The organism is Flavobacterium ajazii, assembly GCF_010614725.1.
GTDB lineage: Bacteria > Bacteroidota > Bacteroidia > Flavobacteriales > Flavobacteriaceae > Flavobacterium > Flavobacterium ajazii.
Map to the genome: position 1 here is coordinate 320,182 of NZ_JAAEHL010000006.1, position 20,130 is coordinate 340,311.

Here is a 20,130-nt window from a genome sequence, read left to right on the forward strand (position 1 = left end):
CTTTCGCTTACTTCACAAATTGTCTCTCCTTTTCAGAGAAACTTTTAGACTGTAAAATAAAATCTTTTAGGTATTCTTTTAAAGCACTGTTTTGTGCTGCATAATGTTCGGTCAGAAACTTTTTGTCTTCTTTAATATTTTTCTTGTAGCCCGTAATACCCGGAACATCTTCCTGAATGCTCAGCCTGATCATTCTCATTTCGATATTACCCGGATCACTTTTTATTGTGGCTTCAAGTAATTTTGCACCTTCTTTAAAACGTTCAATTTTTTCGCCTAGTTTTTTTTCAAACTTCGAATCTAATAAAATTGATGCAGCTTTGTAGGCCACTAAAATTTTATCATCATTCGCAGAAACACCCGCCAGTTTCTCTGAAAATTCTTTGGCCTTATTTTCAGATTTTGACACATCCGCATACATTTTTCGAATAGCAGCCAAATCCGGATTGCCTGCAAAATTGATCCACAAAAGCAAAGTTACTAACAGTTTCATATATCCGTCTTTTTATACACATTGCTCAGTTTCAAAGCAACAGTGTCGTTAAAATAAGTTGTGTTTTTTACTTTAACCAAATTATCTTCAGTTACTGTAATATCAAGTTCCAGACGCAATTCCGGAGTGTTTTCAGGGTTTATGAGCGCCATAAATTTTACATTTGAAAGTGTCTGGATCATTAAAGTCTGCTGTGTGATTTTCTCCGTCAGTTCTTTAATAATCTGAATCATGCAAACACCCGGCATAATTGGATTTCCCGGAAAATGACCTTTGAAAACTTCATGTTTTTCATTGATCAAAATCGTAATATTAAGTTTAGAATCTGATATTTTTTCTTCCGAAAGTATTTTGTAAAAGTCTTTTAAAACCATATTCATTTTTACATTTTAAAAGTATAACTCACTCCGAATTGAAAAACGTTATTTAAAATAACTTCATCATAATTACCATTTTCATTATAGTCGTCTATACCTTCAAATCCATATATATCTATAAAACCTTGTTTTAATCTTGCTTCAAAAGTAAGGCCATTAGGTAAAGTATAACCAACACCAGCAACGATTCCCATATCAAAATCAACTAAATCACTTGAGTAGTTAAAATTGTCATTTGTTTTTAAATCAAAAAATGGTCCCCCCAGAAGATGAAAACCACCTCCTCCAAAATGAAATTTTGCGACAACATCCAATGAAACATAATCTAAATCATAAGTAGTATCAAATGTTTGATAATTTCCGTTATTATCATAATCAAAATAAACGGCGTCGGTTCCTTGTTTGGAATAACTTAGTTCAGGTTGTAATGTGAAATATTTATTGAATTTTATACTTGCCAATCCACCAATATAAAAATTAGAATTGTAACTATTACCTTCGATATTAGACAGTGTTGAAAGATTCAGACCGCCTCGAAGTCCCGGACTTACTTTTACTTGTGCTTGTGATGTGATAAGGCCTATAAATAAAACGAATGCAATTAAGGTTACTTTTTTCATTTGTTATTCTGGATTTTAAGATTAATTGACTTTTACTCTGATTTAAAATAATTTAACTCAATTTTTAATTTTATGTTTTGATGTAAAATGACGACTTTTTTAGCAAAAATATCGTTTTCTAAAGTAAAAGTAATTGTTATTTTATCTTTTGTTTTAGAAGAACGTACTACTTTTTCTAATTTTTGATCTTTTTTGGAGAAGAAAAGATAGTTGTCCCGTTTCCCGTCTGCCGATTTATAAATGTTGTTTTGCTCGTTTTCAAATTGTTCCTGAATCAAATATTTTTTTTTAAGGAGCAGACGAAAATCTTCTTCCAAAGTTTTGATCAGGATTTTTCGGTCGAGTTCAGAAACTATTGAATTGACTTTAAAATCGTTTTCTGAAATTTCAAAATCCATTAATTTATTTCCAAATTCGGTTGTAAAAACCACACGATGTGTACTGTCATTTATTTTTTTTGCGATGAAAATCCCGGACATTTCGTGACCGTAAACTATAATGTTGGTTTTATACACATAATCTGTTTTTGAATCAGAAAAGTAAGGAACTTCTATTGAGGTTTTGTCTAATTTTTTGGGCGTATAATTTTTGGTGACTGAACCACATGAAACCAAAAAAAATGCCAGAAAGCAATTAATTAGTAAAAACTGAATCGTCGATTTTTGCATTGATCACTTTATTTTTAAGTACAATTCGGGTATAATCTTCAGATGATTCTAATAATTTTACCTGAACTACGGTTGCTTCTTCTTTGTCGAAAGTCAGTTCGATTTGTTTGATGTATTTTTTCAGCGTCGCATCTTTGGGAATGAATTTCGCTAAGTTTTGACCTTTTAATTTAAAATATGAAATAGTAAATTCCTTATCATCAAACATATTTCCGCTTACGCTTCCGACAATTAATTTATTGATTCGTGCAAAGATTTTGCTGTTGCCAATATCAACGGCGCTTTTCTTTCCTTCGTCATTAATCAGGATTTTTCCGTTTTTGAAAACGATGCTGTAATTGTATGGTTTTTTGTATTGCCAGGACAATAACGCAGGTTCTTTAAAAAACATTTTTCCGGATGTTTCAATGTCTTTCGACAAAAAATCCAAGTGTTTGTATTGGATGAAATCAGTACTTAAGGTTTTGATTTTTTTTGATACAATATTTACGTCTTCTTTAAACTGAGTAATTTCTGCAGCTGTCATTTTTTGTTCCTGGGCGAACATCGAAAAAATGTTAATGTTCAGGAAAAAAAGAAAAATATATAATTTAGTTTTCATAAGCTTTAAGGTTCAAAAGTTCTTCAATTGAAACGACCTGATAATTATTTTGCTGTAAAAATTGCAAAAACTGTTCCAACACTAAAACTGAATGTGGCGCAGTATCATGCAAAAGTACAATTCCGCCCGGAGAAACCCGTTTTTTAATTCGGTTTAAAATCAGTTCCTGATTTTTTGTTCCGCCGTCAAGCGAACGAATATTCCAACCTATAGTTTTGTGTCCAGTAATTTTTAATGCTCTTCCAATCGATGGTGTTGTAACTCCATAAGGCGGACGAAAAAAGTTGATTTTTTTTGAAGTGAATTTTTCCAGAAGCGCATCTGTTTTCTGAAGTTCTTCGGTTATTTTTTTAGCATCATAAAAATCAAAAAACTTAGAATGCGAGTACGAATGATTTCCAACTAAATGACCTTCTTCAATCACTTTCTGAAGAATTTCAGGATGCGTTTCAATGTTTTTTCCAATACAGAAAAAAGTCGCTTTGGCATTATATTTTTTCAGAAGATTTAAAACCTCTAAAGTGTAAATGCCTGGACCATCATCAAAAGTAAGCACAATTTTTTTCTCAGTTTCTAAAGGATTACTGCAAAATGCTTTTACATGATAATTAGAAGAAATTCTAGAAGAGCCAAAAGCATTTATTCCGATCCAAAGTAGAATTATAACAACAAACCATAGAAAATGGATTGCGATGTAAAGATTCAGAAGAAACAATAAAAGCAATAAAAAGATAAAAAACAGCGATATGTTTTTGTGCGTTATCATTTTGACAGCAGCGTAAAACTATGGTTTTTTCCGTTTAATTGATTGTATAATAAAATCGTTTTGTAATCTGGTTTTTCGACAGCATTTACTTTTAGGATTTCAGGAATTTCCTGAGTTTTCAAAATTTTGGCAGCCATCCAAAAAGCAAAAGCCGAAGCCGTATCGTATTCGCCGCTCAAATGTTTGTAGTACAGCTGAGGTGTTTTCGCGAAAGCATTTTCAGCAATATTTTTATAATAATTTTCGAAAGCTGCATTCCCGTCATAGCCTAAAACAAAAGCATCGATATCTGAAATTTCTAAATTATTAGATTTTAGAAAAGACTTTGCTGCCGCTTCAATTTCGTTTTCTTCCAATGTATTAATGATTGAAACGTCTAAAATTTCAGCATAAGTGTTTTCTTTTCTTTCGTTTTCTAAAACAAAAAAACTGGCGCCTTCTCCATAAACAGCACCACTCGTTGTAGAATTTAAAACATCGTAAGGAGCATTATTATCTGCTTTAATACGACCGTTTAATTTGAAAAGCGAAGTGGTATATTCTCCATTTTCATCAACGCCACCCACTAAAATTGAATTGGCTTCGTCTTCTTCAATCTGCATTTTTGCATCTATTAAAGCCGATTCAAAAGAAACAGCTCCGTTTACATACGTAAAATTATAGCCTTTGCATTGCTGTAAAAGTGCAATTTGCGAACCAACGGTATTATGTGTAGATTGGATAAAAGAAGTCGGAGTTAAAAACTCTTCGTTATTATCTAAAATGCTCTTTAGGAATTTTTCAGAATCTTCAATACATCCTAAACCGGTTCCTGTGATAATTGCATCGACGTTTTCCACATTAGCATCTTTCATAGCTAATGCCGAAGCCACGATTCCGTTTTTTACACCTTTTGCCATGCGTCGGCTGGCAGCTGGCGAAATATATTCTTTATATGCTGGCGGAACAATTGCCAGTACATTTTCGTCATGATTTACAACAGCTTCTTCCAAAAAAACAGTATCAAATGTTTTTTGAGTCGAAATACAGCCTACTCCATTTATATATGTTTTTTTCATTTTAGCTTTTTGAAAATATAAGAGTGGAACAGTTTCCTCCAAAACCAAAAGAGTTGGATAAAACGTGTTCGATATTTTTGTTTTTTAAAGTAGTCTGCGGTTTCAAATCAAATTCCTCCATCGGAATTTCAAAATTCAAATTTGGATAAACCACATTATTCTGAATTGCCAAAACACTATAAACGGCTTCAATCGCAGCCGCAGCCGCTAAAGTATGTCCCGTAAAAGGTTTTGTAGAACTGAAATCCGGAACTTTTTCGTCTTCGTAAATTCTTTTTAAAGCTCTTCCTTCAGATAAATCGTTGTTTGGCGTTGCAGTTCCGTGAACGTTGATGTAATCAATTTCAGAAGGTTTTAAACCTGAAATTTCAAATGCTTTTTTCATTGCCAGATAAGCGCCGTCTCCATTTTCTGAAGAAGCCGTTTGGTGATAAGCATCGTTTGCATTTCCGTAACCTGAAACTCTTGCCAGCACTTTTTTGTTTTGCTTTTTTATAATTTCATCCGATTCTAAAACCAAAAATGCGGCGGCTTCTCCAAGATTTAATCCTTTTCGGGTATTGTCAAAAGGCTTGTTATAATCGTCTGATAAAATCATCAGAGTCTTAAATCCGTTGATGGTGAATTTTGCCAAAGCATCGGCTCCGCCAACAATTACGCGATCTAGTTTTCCTGTTTTTATTAATCTCGCGCCTAACATAATCGAATTGGCTGCAGACGAACAAGCTGTAGAAATAGTCGTAACCATTCCTTTTAAACCTAACTCTTCGGCAATTTTTTCAGCAACATCGCCTCCATCATGACAGGTGATATACTTTACCAATTCCGGTTTTTCGAAATAATCGTAATAATGTCTTTCGGTCATGTCCATTCCGCCTACACTGGTAGCCGAAATAAGTCCGGTTCTGAATTCGTTGATTGATGTAATTCCGGCATTTTCAACAGCTTGTTTTGCTGCCAGAGTGCCAATCATAGCGGTTCTTGAAAAATTATTATTTTCAGAAAGCTGTAATTCGGCAACCAGTTCTTCATTGGTTTTTTTGATTTCGCCAACTTTGATCACATCGGCATGAACCGTTGGGATATTTTGAATACGGGAAATACCGATTTTGTTTTCGGTCAAGGAAACATAATTTTCCTCAACTGAATTACCAATCGCAGAAATAATTCCCATTCCGGTTATTGCGACACCTTTCATTTTTTAGACTTCTTAGATTTTTAGACTTACTTAGATTTCTTAGATTTTTAGACTTGCTTAGTTTTTAAGATTTCTAAATTAAGACAGTTTTTTGTCTAAGAAGTCTAAAAATCTAAGCCAGTCTAAGCAGTCTTATTTAGTTCTGTTAGCGCTAATATAAGCTGCCATCGTTTCGATTGACTGGAAAATAGATTTTCCTTCTTTCGGGTCCACTAATTTAATACCGTAATCTTTATCTAAAATCACGATCAATTCAAGTGCATCAATCGAGTCTAAACCTAAACCGTCTCCAAACAAAGGATCGTTATCAGCAATATCTTCTACTGCAATATCTTCAAGGTTTAAAGTCGTTATGATTTTATTTTTTAATTCTTCTTTTAATGCTTCCATGATTATTTATTGTATAATGTATTGATAGTTTCGTTTGTATATTTTGCATTTTCTTCTGTACTAATTGTACATAAAAAAGCTTTATAATTGTCGTTAAAATATTCTACCCAACCGCACAAAACCACATCGGCTTTATTCGTATTCAGAAGAATATTCGAATAATTGGACATAAACTCGGTGTTAAAGGCATCAAATATAAAGAAAGAATTTTCACTTTTAAGCTGATGGCGAATACTTATTTCGCCCAAACAAATATTTGGCAGCGTATAAACGAAAACCGCCGGACTCGGAAAATAGTTTTCTTTGTCTGAAATAGATTCCTGATATTTAACATCGGTATCTAAACTCGACGATTTATTCGCCAGAACTAAAGCGATATTATTTTCTTCTTCCTTAGAAGTTATCGGACTCAAAAGCAATTCTGAACCTAAAAAAGCCAGTTTGCTCAAAGCGTCCATTTTGAAAAACTTTGGGTACTGCATTTCAAAATTACGATACGTTTGTTTAGAGAAATCGGCAAAATCGGTTGGTTCCGTTTTGAAAACAGAAGTTCCGTTGAGAACAATTTCGTTGTTTTCGATTTTGATGTAGGATTGTATGTTGGTTTTGTTTTGAGTCATTTTATCTATTCTGAAGAGAAAAATTATAAAGTAATTATTCTTTCACTTTTCATTATTTCCAGTGCTTTTTCAGTTTCATTTGATCCATCACTTAAAGAGCCAGGAAGCATAATTAAACGTTTTTTCAGTTTCCCATTTTCGTCTTCAAACATTATTTCAAATCTTGAACGTGTTAAACCAGTTTTTCCATTTATGAATTTTGCTTCTTTAATTTTATTTCTGTCAATAATTGGTGTCGCAGAATTATTGAGACTTTTTGAAATGGAGTAAATTAAGAAAACTGCAAGTAGACTAAAAAATAGTGCAGAAACAGTTTCTTTATTTTGAAAACTTGTAAAAGCATTGTACGCTAAGAAAATTGCAATTCCAGAATAAATAATTAAGATTTTTGTTATTCCATTTCCAACAATTATCTTCGAAACATTTCCAATTATTCCATCTCTGGTCAAAATTATTTTGTCTGATAGAACGTGACAGAATCCAGTTTTAGTCTTAAATATTTTTTCGTTTTCCATATTTTATAATGTAGTAATTGAACTTGTAAATTTTCCTTACAAGTTGGTCTTTTGAATTGTTCGGAATTTCCGAACAGTTCAAATTATTTTATCTTTTCAAAAACAACCGCAGTATTACATCCTCCAAATCCAGAAGCCGTTTTTAAAAAATACGTAATAGCAGTTTCTTCATTTTTCTCAATAACATTTACAGCCTCGCTTACGCCAATTTCATCAAAACCTTTTGATTCAAAAAGTATATTTTGATTGGCAGATTCTATAGCAATTACCGTTTCCAATAATCCCGAAGCGCCTAAGGTATGACCGTAAAATCCTTTTAAACTATTTACAGGAACGTTTTGTAAATCTAAACGATTTAAGGCAATAGCTTCCATTTCGTCGTTATAAGGCGTTGCCGTTCCGTGTGCTGAAATATAATCTAATTTGTTTGCTTCAATTTGAGCTTCTTTTAAAGCATTTTGAATACTTCTAAACAAACCTTCGCCCGTTCTTGAAGGTCCGGAAATATGATTTGCATCGTTTATAGAACTGTCGCCAATTATTTTTATTTTAGCATTTTTGGCTTCCTCCGAAACTAAAACGGCTGCTGTTGCTTCGCCTAAACTTACTCCGGTTCTGTTTTTAGAATACGGTTTGCAAGGCAGTTCGCTCATCGCCTGAAAAGCATTAAAACCAGACAAAACAAATTCTGAAACTTCGTCACCGGCTACAACAAAAATATTGTCGTAAAGTTCAGATTGAATCATTCTTTTGGCAACAGAAACTGCCAAAATTCCGGAAACGCAGGCATTTGAAACTACAATTGACTGTGTTTGAAAGCCGAAGAAATTGGCAACATTTTTAGCCAAAACATCTAAATGTGCGTTGTTGAAACTTTCTTCAGAATCATTTGCCAAAGCCGTTACATTTCCTTTTGTGGTAGAAAGTATAAAAGCGGTTTTTGAATTTAACGCTACTCTAGAATTTTTGATAATGGGTTCTAAAGCCAGAATCATCATTTTTTCTAAACGGGAATATTTTGTTTCAGTGCTGATTTTTGCAAAAGCACTGTTTATTTTTTCATCGCTGATAATCGAAGCATAAAATGCATTGGGCATTAAAGAAACATCGTTATGAAGCTGAATTCCGGAATCACCCCGAAGAATGGCGCTGATATTAGATTCAACATCAAAACCTAAAGGAGTGATGCAATTCGTTTCTGTAATGTATATTTCTCTTATCATTTTATGAATCTCAATTTCTCCTGCAAGGTTTTTAAAACCTTGTAGGTATGTTTTTTATTTAAAAGCTTCATCTTCAAAAGTGGTTTCACGCAGATTTTGCAGATTTAGGCAGATTTACACAGATGTTTTATTTTTAAAATTTGTGAAAATTCGTGTAATCTGTGTTTTATTTTAATAACCCAACTTTTCGTTTCCATTCCTCATAAAAAGGAGGATTTGTTAGCATTAAATTTCCGTCTTTATCTAAAAAAACCTGAACAGTTTCTCCTGTGCAGGCAATTTCGCCTTTATCATCAATAATTTTAAAACGGTAAATCATTTTTGCGGCTGGTGTTTCTACAACTGTTGTTTCAATCGTAACCACATCTCCATAACGCAAAGACAATTTATGTTCGCAGGTCGATTTTACTATTGGCGTTGTATAACCAGTGGCGGCAATATCCAGATATGTAAGTCCGTGTTGACGTCCAAAAGCTTCGCGTCCATCTTCGAAATACGTAATATAATTGCCATGCCAAACAATTCCAAGCGGATCAGTTTCGTTAAAACGAATTCTGATTTCGTGAGAAACGGTCAGGTTTATGGCTTCGTTATACTGTTCTTTTCTTTTTGTCATAAAATAAGGCAATGGAAGTGGTAATAATGAAAAACAAAAATAATAAACTTATTCTTGGAATGATTTCGACGAAAGAAACGTTACGTAATAAAACATCATAGAATGCCTCTAATCCCCAGTTCATAGGAGAAGATTTTGCGATATACTGCATGATTTTTGGCATGGCAAAAACCGGAACCCAGACGCCTCCAATTGCTGCTAAAATAATCACACTTGTAGCACCAAAAGGAGCAGATTGTTCCTGAGTACTGGCGACAGTTCCTAATAAAATTCCGAAGCCTACCGCAGAAAAACCTGAAAATAATGCCACAACGCTTGTCAATAAAAAATGACCTTCAATATTTAAAGAAGGCAATCCGATTGAGGGGAATAAAAACACCGCAACGGCAACCATCATATAAAACTGAATCATACAAATAATCGAGTAGGTGATGGTTTTGCCAATAATGACCACCAGATTTGAAACCGGATTGGTTCTTAACCGAACAAAAGTTCCCTGTGTTTTTTCTTTTACAATATTGATGGATAACGGAATCACAATAAAAAAGATCGCAAAAAGTGTCCACGCCGGAACGTTATGCTGAACCGAATTTGGAAGTACTTCTTTGTTGTTAATTTTCGGAATTATTTCTTTGAAAGTAATGAAGCTTTTTTGCTCAAAATTGATTGTTTCTTCTCCTAATTGTTTTTGAAAAGTCGAATAAATCGATTTGGTTTCAATCTGCGAAATCATTTTGTCAATCGAGCTCATCACCGCATTTTTGAAACTCATCTGAACCGCCGGATCAAAATACAGTTTTACTTCTTTTTCTTTAATGACACGCTGAGGTTCTGAGGTTGAAGTACTGTCAGTTAGACCTAAATTGCTGACGATTTTTTCTACATTCTGCTCGACTTTAGCCTGTAAATCAGAACTTAGATTTTCCGGAATTACAATCGCCAGCTGGAATTTTCCTTTGTACACATTTTCTTTGGCAATTTCTTCGGTAATCGGTTTATTGTCAATTTGTGTTACAACGGTAAAATAGTTGCTTTTTTCTAAATTTTCAAAAACGGTCTTCGAAACAGATCCTTTGTCTTTATCGACCAAAAGAATCTGGATTTTAGAATTGGTTACTGCTTTAAAAGTGCTGTCCTGAATTAAGGTTACGGCAATTACCAAAACTAAAGGCATGACAAATAAAATAATCAGTCCGCCTAAATCTCTTTTTAGCAAAAGAAATTCCTTTACTACCGACACCCAGATTTTATATATCATCTCTCAATGCTTTACCGGTTAATGAAATAAAAACATCTTCTAGATTTCGGGCCTCTTTTGTAGCTTCAATCAATGCTGACGGAGTATTTTGCGCATAAATCTGTCCCTGATCTAAAATTGCGATTTGCGTACAGAAATCTTCGGCTTCAGCCAAATGATGCGAGGTATAAATAATCGTCGTTCCGTTTTGATTCAGTACTTTTAAATAATCAATAATAGCAGTTTTAGAATGTACATCGACACCAACTGTTGGTTCATCCAAAAACAAAACTTTCGGATTGTGCAGGATTCCGGCAATCAGATTCACACGGCGTTTCATTCCGCCAGAAAAAGTCTGAACCTGTTTGTCGGCAAATTTTAATAAACCTAAAAGATCCAAAGCTTCAATTACTTTGTCTTTTAAATCAGCACCTTTCAAACCGTACATACTTCCAAAATATTGCAGATTTTCCCTGGCAGTCAAAGTAGGGTACAAAGCATATTCCTGAGGCACAACGCCTATGATTTTTTTAATTTTTGAAGCATGATGCTGATAGTCTAAACCGTCAATTGTAAAATGCCCCGAAGTAGGTTTTATTAATCCGCAGAGCATGGAAATCAAAGTTGTTTTTCCGGCACCGTTTGGTCCCAATAAACCAAAAATTTGACATTCGTTTATATTTAGCGAAACGTTGTTCAAAGAAAACATTTCTGCTTCTTTGTACTTTTTCGAAAGGGATTCTATTTTTATAATGGGCTGCAAAATATATTAGCTGATGGCTTTTTTTAGTTTTTTGAAAAAGATTTCTTCACGATTGGCGATGTCTAAAAGTTCATCGGCAATGGCGTTGTAGGCATCTTCTTTGGCACTTCGGTTTTTGTAAATTCGGGAAGCTTCAACAGCAAAATCACGCCATGAATCGCCAATTTGAGTCATTTCTTTTGAAAGGTATTTTAGTTCTTCATTATTCAGAATCACCGATGCTTCCTGCAAAAATGCGGCATAAATAAAACGGAAACCACCGCCTCCGGTGCCAATTTCTTCCTGCATACGAACCATTTGTGCCAGATAGTGATTGGCTTTTCTTACTCCATGTTTCTTAGGCCATTTTCGAATTCGACGAGAAACCATTTTGATTCCGCGAACGCCTACAATTGGCATTGGTGCCAGCATATCGCGACAGGTATTTTTTATTCCTTTGATAATGGCACTTTTTAAATCAACATCTTTTGGAATTTGAATTGGATAATACATTTGGCCTCTTGGTGCAAAAGCACCTTTTGCAAAACGTACTTTGTCCATTTCCTCATGCGTTAAAGTCGTAACCGTTTCCATTACCGGATCGCTGATCAGATAATCAGTTTCGGTTTTTCCGTAAACGACTAAATTGTGAGCGTTGAAATGAAAGCGGTATTCATCAGGAAAATAACTCAAATGATACACTCCCACTTGTAATCCGGTTGGAATATTGTTTTTTAGATTTTCTTCTAAAGCTTTATTTGCATTAGCAACAGAAGAAAATTTTTGTCTTTTTATTTTTAGGTTTAACCGATTCGCTACTTTATTGAAAATTTGTCCAGGCAAAGTTCTGTAGCTGATGGCCGGTGCATGATTGACTTTTAAAAAAGGCAGATACACGAAGAATAGTCCCGAACCAATTCCGAAAACCATTGGTTCGCTGATGTTGAGTCCGCTGTTTTTTAAGAGATTTGAAGCTACTCCGTTTTCACAATGAGCAGATTGGTGATGTGTAAAAGTAACTTGCATTATTTTGAAATACTGTTTTTGAGTTCGGCAATTGAAATATCAAAAGCGTCGGCATATTTTTGTAAAGTTTTGTCGCTTAATTTGGCAAAAACGGATGGTTTAAAATGTCTTTTTACACGCCATTTCCACATGTCAACATAGTCGGCAAGAATCGAAAGATCCATTTTGTTGAGTTCCATAAAATAGCAAATCGGACTTACTTCACCATTTTGAACTTTTATTCTGGCTTCTTCGGCGCGTTCTTTTATGTCGTCAATCGCGTTTGAAAGCGCTATGGCTTTTGGTTCCCAGCCTGTACTCAAAGCGGTTGTATAATTGCCGTTTTCGTCAGTAGCGTAAACCAATTCTTTGAGATTCTTTTTGCTTAAATTTCCATCGTGCTGCGGTACATTTTCTTTTTCCATGACGGTCTTAATTTTCAATTTAGCATTATGTTGTTTCCGAAATTGTCTTTTGAATAAACAAATTAATTTCGCATTCTAAGAGTATTTTTTCTTCGAGCAAGCTTTGACAGCTCATAGTGCATAAAGTATAATCATCACCGACAAATTTCGAAACTAAAGTTGCTTTTGTAATTATTGTTTCTCCGATTCCTGGCAGTGCATTAATTTTTAGATTTTTAATGGCGCTTATGAAACCAATTACATTTACGTTTTCATTTTCGGTTCCGTTTTCATCAAAAAAATATTTTTTTCCAACAATTGAAGAACAGGTCTGTGCTGTATTTTCAATTAAACCTGCTTCGGTAAAAATGCCATGATGAACAAAAATATTGTCTTCCCTGATTAAAAATTCGGTTTCAACAAAATTGGCGTCAATATCCAAAATCAAATCGACCATCAGCATTGGCGCACGATGAGGTAAGTAATTCTGAATGTCAACTCCTGTTTCCATAATTTTTATTTGGCTAAAACGGTTTTCATTTGTCCGCTTGCAATTTCTTCATCATTTAAAAAAGTTACAATATCTACTAAAGTTACTCCGGCAAATTCCTGTAAAATAGTAACATTCGACTGAATCGTGTCGTTGATTTGAGGTAGTTTTTTGATTTGAATATCTTTTATAGAACCAATATATCCGGTTGGTGCAGTTTCATTTTTCAAAAAAAACTGATAACCGGTGTGCAGGGCAACAGACTGCGCCATATGTTCAATTAAGCCTGCCTCTAAAAAAATGTTTTCTTCCAAAAAAATATTGCTGTCCTGAATTTTCAATCCCGAAACTAATGCCGTTTCTGAATACGAAAACATACGATCCACCATCACAAAAGGAAACTTTTGTGGGATTAGATTTTCGACTGCTTCTTTTTCTAAAAGTACTGAAGCTTCCATTAGCAAACGGTTAAATACGCATACGCAAATGAAAACCTTCCGCTTTCCGGAACCGACAATAAAATTTTATCACCTTTTTTTAATTTTCCGGAATTCATTAATTCTTCAACTGCAATATAAATTGAAGCAGAGCCTACGTTTCCAACTCTCAGAAGGTTCAGGAACCATTTTTCTTCCGTCAGCACAATACCTTTTTCGTCCAGTCCTTTTTTTAGTCCTTCAACAAAGAAGTAAGAGGAAACGTGCGGTAAAAAGTAATCAACATTTTCGGCCGTAATATTGTGTTTTGCCATAGCATCGCTCATGCTTTCGACACCTTTTGGTAAAATAAATTCGTCCAGTAATTTTACATCTTGTTTTACAGCAAATACAGATTCGTTTAACCACTCCTCCTGAGTAAAATCGCTCCACGGTTTTATATCACCGTTCTCTAATTTGTCACCACCGGCATACATACAGGCTTCTAATTCGAATGCATACGAGTAAGCTTCCATCCATTCGATTTTTAATGAAATTTCACCGTTTGGTTTATTTTCCAATAAAAAAGCACCCGCTCCGTCTGATAACATCCAGCGTAAAAAATCTTTTTTGAAAGCAATAATAGGCTGTTCTTCCAGATTTTTTAAGTTGATGATTTCGTTGTTGTACTTTTGGGCAGAAAGCCAGGTCGAAACTTTTTCAGATCCTGTACAAATGGCGTTTTTAGAATTTCCGGCTTTTATAGAAAGAAAACCATATTTCAGGGCATTCATTCCGGAACAGCAAATTCCCATTGAAGAATTTAACTCAACCGATTTGTTTTTTAATAACCCGTGAACCATTGCAGCATGTGAAGGCGCAATTATATCCGGTGAAGAAGTCCCACAGGACAATACTTCTAAATCCTGATTTGTAAAGTTTTCATCAAACAGCTGTACAATAGCATTTTTTGCCAGTTCAGCATTGGTGTGTGTACTTTTGCCGTTTTTGTCAACGGCATAATATCGGCTTGTAATTTTATTATTGCGCAAAATAATACGTCTTGCCTTTGAGGCAGTATCATTTATCAATCCTAAATACGTCTCCATTTCATCATTCGAAACGGCTTCATTTGGCAAATACTTTGCAGCTTTTGTAATATATACGTCAAACATAATATAATTTTCCTCTTCTAAACTCCCTGATAATGTTGAGTTTCTTTTTTTATGATTTTTAGTTTAAAAGGATAGGTAATAAGGTGCAAGATATACACTATTGGCGAGATTAACCATATAGCTAAGAATAAATAAACATAAAATATTTTGAGCAGCTGTTTTCTCTTTTTTGGATTCTTATAAATGAAGTTCGACCATTTGTTAAAAATCTTATTGGCTGTTTTGTCAACGGTCACCAGATAAGGGCTAATCCGTACAGCATCAGCGGTTACTAATTTGGGTTGTAAATCATTTAATTTGTTCTTACTGAACTGTGAAAGAATAATATCTCCAAATTTCGTTGATTCCTCAATGTCTTTTTCAGAAACTCCAGGCAGAGGAAAAAAGCCTAAATATTTCTTTTTTACGCCTGAAAACATCCATTCGACTATAGTCAAAACGCTAATTAAGTTTCCGACACGATCTACCAAAGCGATATTTCCAACCAAATGAGCGTTCGCTTCTTTTAGCAGGACCTTAATTTTTTCCTGAGCCATAAACCACATATTTCGCGAACCGTTAATGGTAATTACGGGTGTATTGTTTAGGATTTTTTTTCCTTCGGCACTTCTTAAAAAAGAATTGATCGGAATGGATGGCGATAAATACCACACCTGATAATGAAACAAAATTAAATCAAATTTTGTATTGAGAATTTCATCCAAAACCGGTTTTAATGCTGTTGGAATCTGTAGAAAAGATTCCGGGAAAGCATCAAAAAAGGAAGCTTTGTTCCATGGAAAAGGAAAAGGTTTTTCTAATTGGATTTCGTGAAAAGTTACCTTTATTTCTTCAGAATTTAAAAAAGGTTTTGCAATATTTTGCGCGATAGATTTTAATTGTCCGGACTGAGAATAAAAAATAACGAGAACATTTTTCATTTTGGTTTACTTAGGTTGCGAACAAAAATAAGTAAATTTTATTAAACGGATTTTATGCTTTTAAATCATTCCAAAAATCGAAATAATTGAACCATTGCAATGGATATTTTTGCACAATAGTTTCCACACTTTTTATATATTCTTTTAATAATCCTTTTTCGTCACGATGTTTGACGGTGGCTTCTCTCGCGTACAAATGATAATGAAGGTTTGGCTCTTTCATTACATAAACAAAAACCACGGGAACTTTTAATCGGGAAGCTATTAGAAACGGACCTGCAGGAAAATTAGCTTCTTTTCCTAAAAGATTTTCAGAAAGGGATTTGGTACCTTCAAAATAACGATCACCGGTAAAACAAACCAGTTCGTTATTTGCCAAAGCGGCATTAATCTCAAAAATATGAGATAAATCTTCTTTGATGATGATGAATTTTACAGCAGATTTCTGTGTAACGCTTTCGAGGTAATTCTTAATTGCCGAATGTTCTAAATCAGTAGTAACTAAATTGATTTGGAAATCAAGATCGATGTCTCCGAAAAAATGTTCTGCGATTTCAAAATTTCCAACGTGCGCACTTATTAGAACACCGCCTTTTTTTTCGGCCAAAAGTTTTTTCAGGATTTCGATTCCGTCAAATTCATACGTAAATTTATTTCGCAGACCGGCCGAAATAGAAACTTTGTCAATAATGGTTTGTCCAAAAGTATAGTAACTTTTGAAAACCATTTTTTTTGACTGGAAATACGAATAGCGGAGTCTTTCCCTGAAATAATAAAAAATAGCCTGATTGCTTTTCTTTAAAAACAAAAAGTAATAAGTAGCGACAAAATAGAGTAAAAAATAAGCAGATTTTACACCCGCTTTCCGAATCAAAAAAACGAATATTCTATAGCCTAAAACTGTTCCTTTTGATTTGCCATCCCATTGACTCATTAAACGGCTTTAGTTTTTAATTTGGATTCGATAAGGTCATAAAAGTTTTGAAAAGTAGCGATTCCGACAAAATCCACTTCAACCAGTTTTACACCAAAGTTCGATTCGATTGAAACGACTAAATCAACATAATCTAAACTATCCAGCCCAAGTGTATCCTTTAAATTAGCATCTGGTTCAATTTCGTCATTGTCAACTTCAAATTCATCAACTAAAAAACCATTAATTCGTGCTATAATCTCTTCTTTATTCATTTTTCATTAAACTTTTTAACCACCAACGCAGAGTTGGTTCCTCCGAACCCGAAAGAATTGGACAAAAATATATCAAATTTTTTGTTTAACGTACTTTTAACTAAATTTAATTTTAAGGCATCTTCATCCGGATTTTCCAAATTAATGTTCGGGGCAATGAAATCGTGCTGCATCATTAGAATTGAGTAGATTACTTCGCTGGCTCCGGCCATCCAGCATTCGTGTCCCGTCATTGATTTTGTTGAACTTACAGGAGGATTTTTCTCACCAAAAACTTCGTAGATAGCTTTTGCTTCATTTGCATCACCAACTGGAGTTGATGTGGCATGTGCATTTATATACTCAATATCCGATGCTTTCAGGTTTGCTTCTTCAAGTGCTCTTTTCATTGCAGTAGCGGGTCCTTCGACATTTGGAGTTGAAATATGACCTCCGTTTGATGAGAATCCGTAACCGGAAACTTCGGCAATAATGGTAGCACCTCTTGCAATGGCAGATTCGTAACTTTCTAAAATTAAAGTTGCACCGCCGCCACTTGGAATTAATCCGTCACGACCTGAGTCGAAAGGTCTTGAGGCTTTTTCCGGATCGCTTTCTCTGTTAGAAAAAACACCTAAACCGTCAAAACTGCTCATGGCATATTTATTAATTTCCTGTGCACCTCCGGTAATAATGATGTCCTGAAAACCGCTTTTGATTAAAAAATAAGCTAATCCAATAGAATGTGAACCGCTCGCACAGGCTGCACTTACAGTTAAATTAATGCCACGAAGTTTAAAAATCGTTGAAAGGTTCATGGTAACCGTAGAATTCATCGATTTGAAAATTGCCCCGGAACCAATTAGTGCCGTATCTTTTTTCTCGCGTACAATATCTGTAGCATCGATAATGGCTTTGGAAACGCTGTCGTTTCCGTACATGATTCCAACTTCTCGATTTTCAAAAAAAGCATCGTCAATATTGGCATTTTTTAATGCTTCGATAGTAGCCATATAAGCATATTCGGTTTCTTCACCAATGCTCATGCGCTGTCTTCGGTTCAGTAAATTTTTCAGGTCCGTTTTTGGAACCATGCCAGTCAATGCCGACTGGAAACCAAATTCTTTTCGTTCCGGATCAAACTGAATACCAGATTTTCCTTTGTATAATGATTCTTTTACCTCTTCTAATGAAGTACCAATGCAGGAATAAATTCCCATTCCAGTAATTACAACTCTCCTGTTCATCTTCTTTTTAAAGTAATTTTTATCCTTAAAGTGTAATTTTTTTTAATCTCGCAAAGACGCAGAGTCGCAAAGTTTCTTCTTTTTTAAGTTTTAATTTAATAAAAGCTTTGCGACTCTGCGCCTTTGCAAGATTATTTTAAGTTTAAAAAACTTAAAATAATCTTGCAAACATAGTATTCTTTAAGAATATATTCCGCCGTTAATATTGATAATTTCTCCTGTAATATAGCTTGATTTTTTTGAAATCAAAAAGCTTACCAAATCAGCTACTTCTTCTGCTTCGCCAAAACGATTTACGGGAATTAGTTTTAATAGTTCTTTTTCATCTAACTGACTTGTCATATCTGTTTTAATAAAACCAGGTGCAACAGCATTAACAGTAATATTGCGTTTTGCCACTTCCTGAGCCAAAGCTTTCGTGGCAGCAATGATGGCACCTTTTGCAGCAGAATAATTGGTTTGTCCGGCAGTTCCTTTTACTCCTGAAACGGAGACCATATTTACGATTCGGCCATATTTATTGCGTAACATTTTCTGAATGAAAAATTGTGTTACGTTAAAAAATCCGTTTAAACTTGTGTTTACCACGCCATTCCAGTCTTCGGGAGTCATCCACATAAAAAGACCGTCTTTTGTAATTCCGGCATTATTTACAATCGCTTCAACAAGAGCTTCAGGATTTGCTTCCTGCCACTTTGTTAAAACAGACTGTACTTTGTCAAATTTGGAAACATCAAATCTCAGAATTTCTCCGGTTGCTCCTAATTTTTGTATTTCTTGTAATGTTTCTTCGGCAGCCGTTTTATTCGAATGATAATTAATCAGAATATGATAACTGGATTCGACGGCTAATTTTTTACAAATAGCACTACCAATTCCTCTTGATCCGCCTGTTACTAATACACATTTCATTTATGTAAAATTTTATTTTTATCAGAAAGATAATATTATTTCTTCTTTTTTGCTGCTGGTTTTGTTTCTGTCTTTGGTTTTTCAGCAGCGAATTCAGTAGTACTGTTTCTTTCAGCAGATTTAGAAAATAATTCAGCATTTTCAAACCATTGATTGCTTAAAACGGTTCCGTCCGGTTTGAGAAAACCCCATTTTCCTTCGTTTTTTACTCTTGCTACGCCATCAATAAATCCTTTGTCCTGCTGAACAAACATGGCCATCATTCCGTTTGAAGTAATACCGTATTGCGTTGGGATGACTAATTTTCCACTTTCATTGATAAATCCCCAATTATTTTCCTTTACAGGAGCCAGTCCATTTTTACTGAAAACCTCTGCATCACTGTAAGTTGGCGGAATTACAAAATCTGCTTTTGGATTAATGTATCCCCATTTTGACCCTACTAAAACCGGTGCCAGATTTTTTGAGAAAGCTTTTGCCTTATCATATATAGGCAGAATTACCCAATTTCCTTTTAAGTCTATAAAACCGATTTTTCCATTCTTTTTGGCAAACGTCAAATCCTGTATTTCAAAATCCCAGATTTTTTCAGCACCTTCTACCGGAATAAATTTTCCACCGCTTACGATTCCGAACGTTTTGTCTTTTCTGGCCCAGGTTGTGTTCTTGAAATAATTTCCAATTTCAGCATAAGCAGGTTCTACTAATTCTTTTCCTTCGGTATTTATAATTCCCCAGTTTTTGTTTAGTTCAACTCTGGCAAAACCGTTTTCAAAAGGTTTGATCTGATCGTATTTTGGTTCTAAAATAACAGTCATTTTAGAGTTGATTAATCCAACTTTATTTCCTTGCTTTATAAAAGCTACGCCATTATTAAAATCATATAATTTTTCAGAAGCAGGTGCTTTCTGGATTTCTCCTTTTGTATTAATATAAACCCAGTCCTTGTCTTTTTGCACAATTGCGATTCCGCTGTTAAAATCTTTCGCATTTTTGAAATCTGCCGGAATTACCCAGGTTCCTTTTGCATCAATAAAACCCCATTTTCCATCTTTTTCGACAGCAGCCAAACCTTCAGAAAAACTTTTAGCAGATTTGTACTGAGGTTCAATTTTAAAAGAACCGTCTTTAGCGAGATATCCAATTTTTGAATTCTTTTTAACTAGTGCCAATTCCTGACTATTAACAAATTGAATACCTGCCAGTAATAAAAAAAGAAATGTTTTTTTCATGATTTTTAAAATTCAATGTTTAATAATATAAAAGTTAA

Annotated in this window: 26 protein-coding genes; all 26 read right to left on the bottom strand. The window is 34.4% G+C overall.

All coding sequences use genetic code 11. From position 1 onward, the window contains the following. Positions 1 to 7: 7 nt before the first annotated feature. Positions 8 to 493 (bottom strand): hypothetical protein, encoded by a 486-nt coding sequence (locus GWR14_RS13255; RefSeq protein ID WP_163409545.1) that lies wholly within the window; start codon positions 491 to 493, stop codon positions 8 to 10. Then, complete coding sequence (locus tag GWR14_RS13260; protein ID WP_163409602.1) at positions 490 to 867, bottom strand: hotdog family protein; 378 nt, start codon at positions 865 to 867, stop codon at positions 490 to 492. The genes GWR14_RS13255 and GWR14_RS13260 overlap by 4 nt, the downstream gene beginning before the upstream one ends. An 8-nt stretch (positions 868 to 875) precedes the next feature. Further along, entirely contained in the window at positions 876 to 1,490 is a 615-nt protein-coding gene (locus GWR14_RS13265) for a porin family protein (RefSeq protein ID WP_163409546.1), read from the bottom strand. A 32-nt stretch (positions 1,491 to 1,522) separates the two neighbouring features. Then, entirely contained in the window at positions 1,523 to 2,158 is a 636-nt protein-coding gene (locus tag GWR14_RS13270) for a hypothetical protein (RefSeq protein WP_163409548.1), read from the bottom strand. After that, on the bottom strand, positions 2,124 to 2,759 hold the full coding sequence (locus GWR14_RS13275; RefSeq protein WP_163409550.1) for a LolA family protein: 636 nt from the start codon (positions 2,757 to 2,759) through the stop codon (positions 2,124 to 2,126). The genes GWR14_RS13270 and GWR14_RS13275 overlap by 35 nt, the downstream gene beginning before the upstream one ends. Further along, complete coding sequence (locus tag GWR14_RS13280; protein ID WP_163409552.1) at positions 2,749 to 3,525, bottom strand: polysaccharide deacetylase family protein; 777 nt, start codon at positions 3,523 to 3,525, stop codon at positions 2,749 to 2,751. The genes GWR14_RS13275 and GWR14_RS13280 overlap by 11 nt, the downstream gene beginning before the upstream one ends. Next, on the bottom strand, positions 3,522 to 4,583 hold the full coding sequence (locus tag GWR14_RS13285; protein WP_163409553.1) for a beta-ketoacyl synthase N-terminal-like domain-containing protein: 1,062 nt from the start codon (positions 4,581 to 4,583) through the stop codon (positions 3,522 to 3,524). The genes GWR14_RS13280 and GWR14_RS13285 overlap by 4 nt, the downstream gene beginning before the upstream one ends. Before the next feature lies 1 nt (position 4,584). Continuing rightward, on the bottom strand, positions 4,585 to 5,781 hold the full coding sequence (locus GWR14_RS13290) for a beta-ketoacyl-[acyl-carrier-protein] synthase family protein (RefSeq protein WP_163409555.1): 1,197 nt from the start codon (positions 5,779 to 5,781) through the stop codon (positions 4,585 to 4,587). A 132-nt stretch (positions 5,782 to 5,913) separates the two neighbouring features. Next, entirely contained in the window at positions 5,914 to 6,171 is a 258-nt protein-coding gene (locus GWR14_RS13295; protein ID WP_111378796.1) for a phosphopantetheine-binding protein, read from the bottom strand. A 2-nt stretch (positions 6,172 to 6,173) separates the two neighbouring features. Beyond that, the gene (locus tag GWR14_RS13300; RefSeq protein WP_163409557.1) at positions 6,174 to 6,791 is read right to left on the bottom strand and encodes a beta-ketoacyl-[acyl-carrier-protein] synthase family protein; all 618 of its coding nucleotides are present in this window, start codon (positions 6,789 to 6,791) and stop codon (positions 6,174 to 6,176) included. A 23-nt stretch (positions 6,792 to 6,814) separates the two neighbouring features. Continuing rightward, positions 6,815 to 7,306: a phosphoribosylaminoimidazolesuccinocarboxamide synthase gene (locus GWR14_RS13305; protein ID WP_163409559.1), complete on the bottom strand. Its 492-nt coding sequence runs from the start codon at positions 7,304 to 7,306 to the stop codon at positions 6,815 to 6,817. Between the two features lie 83 nt (positions 7,307 to 7,389). After that, on the bottom strand, positions 7,390 to 8,529 hold the full coding sequence (locus GWR14_RS13310; protein ID WP_163409561.1) for a beta-ketoacyl synthase N-terminal-like domain-containing protein: 1,140 nt from the start codon (positions 8,527 to 8,529) through the stop codon (positions 7,390 to 7,392). Between the two features lie 166 nt (positions 8,530 to 8,695). Continuing rightward, positions 8,696 to 9,145, bottom strand: coding sequence for an acyl-CoA thioesterase (locus GWR14_RS13315; RefSeq protein WP_163409563.1), 450 nt, complete (start codon positions 9,143 to 9,145; stop codon positions 8,696 to 8,698). After that, the gene (locus tag GWR14_RS13320; RefSeq protein ID WP_163409565.1) at positions 9,120 to 10,403 is read right to left on the bottom strand and encodes an ABC transporter permease; all 1,284 of its coding nucleotides are present in this window, start codon (positions 10,401 to 10,403) and stop codon (positions 9,120 to 9,122) included. Before GWR14_RS13320 ends, GWR14_RS13315 begins: the two co-directional genes overlap by 26 nt. Continuing rightward, positions 10,393 to 11,091 (bottom strand): ABC transporter ATP-binding protein, encoded by a 699-nt coding sequence (locus tag GWR14_RS13325; RefSeq protein WP_163409567.1) that lies wholly within the window; start codon positions 11,089 to 11,091, stop codon positions 10,393 to 10,395. The genes GWR14_RS13320 and GWR14_RS13325 overlap by 11 nt, the downstream gene beginning before the upstream one ends. Positions 11,092 to 11,151: 60 nt before the next feature. Further along, positions 11,152 to 12,150: a BtrH N-terminal domain-containing protein gene (locus GWR14_RS13330; RefSeq protein WP_163409569.1), complete on the bottom strand. Its 999-nt coding sequence runs from the start codon at positions 12,148 to 12,150 to the stop codon at positions 11,152 to 11,154. Then, positions 12,150 to 12,554 (bottom strand): hypothetical protein, encoded by a 405-nt coding sequence (locus tag GWR14_RS13335; protein WP_163409571.1) that lies wholly within the window; start codon positions 12,552 to 12,554, stop codon positions 12,150 to 12,152. Before GWR14_RS13335 ends, GWR14_RS13330 begins: the two co-directional genes overlap by 1 nt. A gap of 25 nt (positions 12,555 to 12,579) precedes the next feature. Continuing rightward, a complete protein-coding gene (locus tag GWR14_RS13340) occupies positions 12,580 to 13,044 on the bottom strand; it encodes an ABC transporter permease (protein WP_163409572.1) in 465 nt (154 codons plus the stop codon). Between the two features lie 5 nt (positions 13,045 to 13,049). Next, complete coding sequence (locus GWR14_RS13345) at positions 13,050 to 13,481, bottom strand: hypothetical protein (protein ID WP_163409573.1); 432 nt, start codon at positions 13,479 to 13,481, stop codon at positions 13,050 to 13,052. Continuing rightward, positions 13,481 to 14,614 (bottom strand): beta-ketoacyl-ACP synthase III, encoded by a 1,134-nt coding sequence (locus GWR14_RS13350; RefSeq protein ID WP_163409574.1) that lies wholly within the window; start codon positions 14,612 to 14,614, stop codon positions 13,481 to 13,483. The genes GWR14_RS13345 and GWR14_RS13350 overlap by 1 nt, the downstream gene beginning before the upstream one ends. A 17-nt stretch (positions 14,615 to 14,631) precedes the next feature. Further along, complete coding sequence (locus tag GWR14_RS13355) at positions 14,632 to 15,534, bottom strand: NADPH-dependent FMN reductase family protein (protein ID WP_163409575.1); 903 nt, start codon at positions 15,532 to 15,534, stop codon at positions 14,632 to 14,634. A gap of 52 nt (positions 15,535 to 15,586) precedes the next feature. Next, positions 15,587 to 16,468, bottom strand: coding sequence for an LpxL/LpxP family acyltransferase (locus GWR14_RS13360; RefSeq protein WP_163409576.1), 882 nt, complete (start codon positions 16,466 to 16,468; stop codon positions 15,587 to 15,589). Beyond that, positions 16,468 to 16,722, bottom strand: a complete 255-nt coding sequence (locus tag GWR14_RS13365) for an acyl carrier protein (protein WP_163409577.1) — start codon at positions 16,720 to 16,722, stop codon at positions 16,468 to 16,470. Before GWR14_RS13365 ends, GWR14_RS13360 begins: the two co-directional genes overlap by 1 nt. After that, entirely contained in the window at positions 16,719 to 17,948 is a 1,230-nt protein-coding gene (locus GWR14_RS13370; RefSeq protein WP_163409578.1) for a beta-ketoacyl-[acyl-carrier-protein] synthase family protein, read from the bottom strand. The genes GWR14_RS13365 and GWR14_RS13370 overlap by 4 nt, the downstream gene beginning before the upstream one ends. Positions 17,949 to 18,128: 180 nt before the next feature. After that, on the bottom strand, positions 18,129 to 18,860 hold the full coding sequence (fabG, locus tag GWR14_RS13375; protein WP_163409579.1) for a 3-oxoacyl-ACP reductase FabG: 732 nt from the start codon (positions 18,858 to 18,860) through the stop codon (positions 18,129 to 18,131). 35 nt (positions 18,861 to 18,895) lie between these two features. After that, positions 18,896 to 20,092, bottom strand: a complete 1,197-nt coding sequence (locus GWR14_RS13380) for a WG repeat-containing protein (protein ID WP_163409580.1) — start codon at positions 20,090 to 20,092, stop codon at positions 18,896 to 18,898. Between the last annotated feature and the right edge of the window lie 38 nt (positions 20,093 to 20,130).